Source organism: Cephaloticoccus primus (genome assembly GCF_001580015.1).
GTDB lineage: Bacteria > Verrucomicrobiota > Verrucomicrobiia > Opitutales > Opitutaceae > Cephaloticoccus > Cephaloticoccus primus.
This window is the reverse complement of the sequence record NZ_LSZQ01000051.1, coordinates 1-3,041: the sequence shown is the minus strand read 5'-3', so window position 1 is coordinate 3,041 and position 3,041 is coordinate 1. Positions and strand designations below refer to the sequence as shown.

2 protein-coding genes are annotated in these 3,041 nt (G+C 53.8%); both read left to right on the top strand.

Going from position 1 to position 3,041, the window contains the following annotated elements; translation table 11 throughout:
- Positions 1–1,664, top strand: a 1,664-nt coding sequence (locus tag AXK11_RS09805; RefSeq protein ID WP_231865787.1) for a PEP-CTERM sorting domain-containing protein, incomplete at its 5' end; no start/stop codon positions are given.
- Between the two features lie 154 nt (positions 1,665–1,818).
- Positions 1,819–2,760, top strand: a complete 942-nt coding sequence (locus AXK11_RS06640; protein WP_068630554.1) for a siderophore ABC transporter substrate-binding protein — start codon at positions 1,819–1,821, stop codon at positions 2,758–2,760.
- Positions 2,761–3,041 lie beyond the last annotated feature (281 nt).

The window sequence follows — 3,041 nt, the reverse complement described above, 5'->3', positions numbered from 1 at the left end:
TTTTTTTTATTGTTTTTTTTTTCCCCCCCCCCCCCCCCCCGAGCATAACTTTATATAAGTCATGGTGTTGTGCGGGTTTGGTGGTTGGGGTATGTGTATTTATAGGGATGGTATGCTCTCCCGTTAATGCGCAGATTATTTTACCAACAGAGCTTATTGCTTGGGCGGAGGGAGCAGAGGATGCGAGTGGGGATACTCTTGATATGACCCATGAAGAATTAATTAATAAAGAGCAAGGGGAGGTAGTAGAAGAACAAGCTAGAGCTCAGGCTGGTTCCGATATTGTACTGGATGGTATTTTTGTGAGTATGGATAATGCGGGGCAGAATATAGATATTTACAGAGGGAATGTCAGGTTTATAGGGGGAGGTAATTATCTATATACGCATAATGTGAGTATCTATGCTATGGATTTGGTTCGCTCTGACTTATCAAGAAGTACTTTTTTCTATGAGAAGCTAGGTAATTTGATCTTTGAGAGGGATGTCAGTAAGTATGCCATAAATGACGGAGGTGGTATTGCTATTATTCCTTGGGCAGTAGTAAATAACTTCGGAGGTGGTGACGATCTTTATGAATTTGCCGCTATCCGGAAAGACCATCGGGGATATCACTTAGAGGAAATGAATTCCGCTTTCCTTGAAGGAAGGCGAGATTTGTGGAATAGCGCAGCAAATGGTCTTATAGGTGGGGGGATAAGTTATCTGGGTGGCTCCAAGGTGGTTAACTCTCTAACACTATGGAATAGTGGTGATGTAAATTTTAACGGAGAGAGCCTTACAATAAACTCTGGAGGGTTAATTCACAATGGTGGTCATTTCAGTATTAGTGGAGGTGCTGGCAGTCGGATTACTACTGCTAAGCATCGCCCTCTGTATATTCACGGTCAGGCTCCTAATCTGGATATTAATGGAGAGGTGAAGCTGACTGGTGGGATGGATATTGTGAAAACAGGAGAAGGAATTTTGAGCTTGAATAGTTCGGTAACGCATGATGTCGGCGCGGTATATATTCATCAAGGAGTTCTGGATTTGAAAGAGGGTGTGTTATTTGTTTCTGGGCCTATCACTGTAGGTGATGGTTTGGGTACTGATAAGCTGAGACTGGCGGGAAGTCGGCGAAACCAAATTCAGAAAAGAGGCGGTGGCCACCCTACGATTATCTTAAGTGGGAATGAGAGTATGCAGGAGGGCGGAGGCGCAGTTCTCGAAATGGGAGGTGGTACACAGCTAGAGCTCGCCAAGCTGCATATCGAAAAACAGGGCGTAATCGATTGGGTGGGCGGCTACGACAAGGCTGCCAACATCCTGTGGCTCGACGAGCTGACTTTTAGCGGGCCCGATGCGAAGCTGTTTATGAAAAACTGGAGGGAATATGAAGATATCCTGTTGGTGAGGAAGAGCAGCTTCGATTTCGCCCGCTTAAACAACATCAGCTTCGAAGGCTATAAGGGGCCTACCAAGTGGAGAGAATATGATAAGGACTTTATTGAAATCACCCCCTTTATCCCCGAGCCGGCGACCTACGGCGCAATCCTCGGTGCGCTCGGTGTGGCGGTAGTCGCGTGGCGCCGCCGCCGCGCGAACGAGGCGAGCCGCAGGCCCTTTCATCGGCGAGACGGCGTTGTCGCCTCGCTGGATGCGGTAGAAGCCACCGCCCAATGAATCGGTCACGGACTGCCCCGCGCGCAGTGTAGGGCAGGGGAAAATGTGCAGGATAGCTTCGAAAGGAGCTGGTTTCGGGAATTAATCTCAGTATCGATAGGGGCTCTTCCTGTTCTGTAATCCGTTTCCTCGTCATCCAAACCGCAGTCTTCTTATGAAAAAACATCCCTTCTTATTCGCCTGTGCGCTGGCTGGTCTCGCGCTGTTCTTGGCGCCGTTCGCGCAGGCGCAGCCGATCCGGATCACGCATGCCAAGGGCGAGCTCGTCTTGCCCGCGGTGCCGAAGCGGGTCCTCGTGCTCGATGTGCCCAGCCTCGACAACCTCGACGCGCTGGGCGTCGAAGTCGCGGGCGTGCCCGACGGCAATCTCGTCCCCTATCTGGCGAAATATCAGGCGGCCAAATACGCGAAGATCGGCTCGCTGTTTGAGCCCAACTACGAGGCGATCAATGCGGCGCGGCCTGATTTGATCATCATCGGCGGTCGCTCTTCCTCGAAGTACAAGGAAGTGGCCGCAATCGCGCCGACAATCGACCTGAGCGTGGATGCGGACAACTATATCGAGAGCGCGAAGGCGAACCTCGCGACGCTGGGCCGCATTTTTGGGAAGGAGCGCCGCGCCGCCGAGCTGAACACTGCACTGGACGCCAGGCTCGCCGCGCTAAAGGGGCTCGCCGCCGGCGCGGGCCGCACGGTGATCGTCACCACCAACGCGGGGCGCATCGGCGCCTACGGGCCGCGCTCGCGGCTGGGCTGGCTGCACAGTACGGTGGGTTTCAACACGGTGATGGATAACATCGACGACCGTTTCCACGGCGGGGACATCATCTCCTTCGAGTTTCTGATGGAGAAAAATCCGGACTGGATCTTCGTCATCAGTCGCGATGCGGCCATCGGCCAGCGCAACGCCGAGAACGCGGCGGAGAAGGTACTGGACAACGAGCTCACACACCAGACCACGGCCTGGAAGAAGCAGCAGATCGTGTACCTCGACCCGCCCTCGGCCTACATCGTCGGCAGCGGCTACCAGGCGCTGAGCAACTTGCTCGGCCAGGTGCACGACGCGCTCGTCGCCAGCAAGGTGGGCAAAAAGTAGGGCGTGTGGTCAATTGATTGACGCACTTCCACTGCGCCCCTCGCAACGCGACAGGGGGGCTTATGTAAATTTTCGATTTTGTTTGGGCGCGAAGCGCACGAACAAAATCGAAAACTACATGGAAGTGGTCATCGACCACCGCTGCCCGCGCAGGGCGTCTTCGCGCCTCCGCGTTTTCCCTCGCTATCGGATGACATTTGCTCGCGATTCACACCGCCTTCGTCCTCACTCTCCGCATGAGCAAGTCACTCGCGCTCGCCCTGCTCGCCGTTGTCGTGCTG

Excerpts from the sequence above, each read along its gene's own strand:
- AXK11_RS06640 (WP_068630554.1), top strand. The coding sequence starts at position 1,819 with ATGAAAAAACATCCCTTCTTATTCGCCTGTGCGCTGGCTGGTCTCGCG.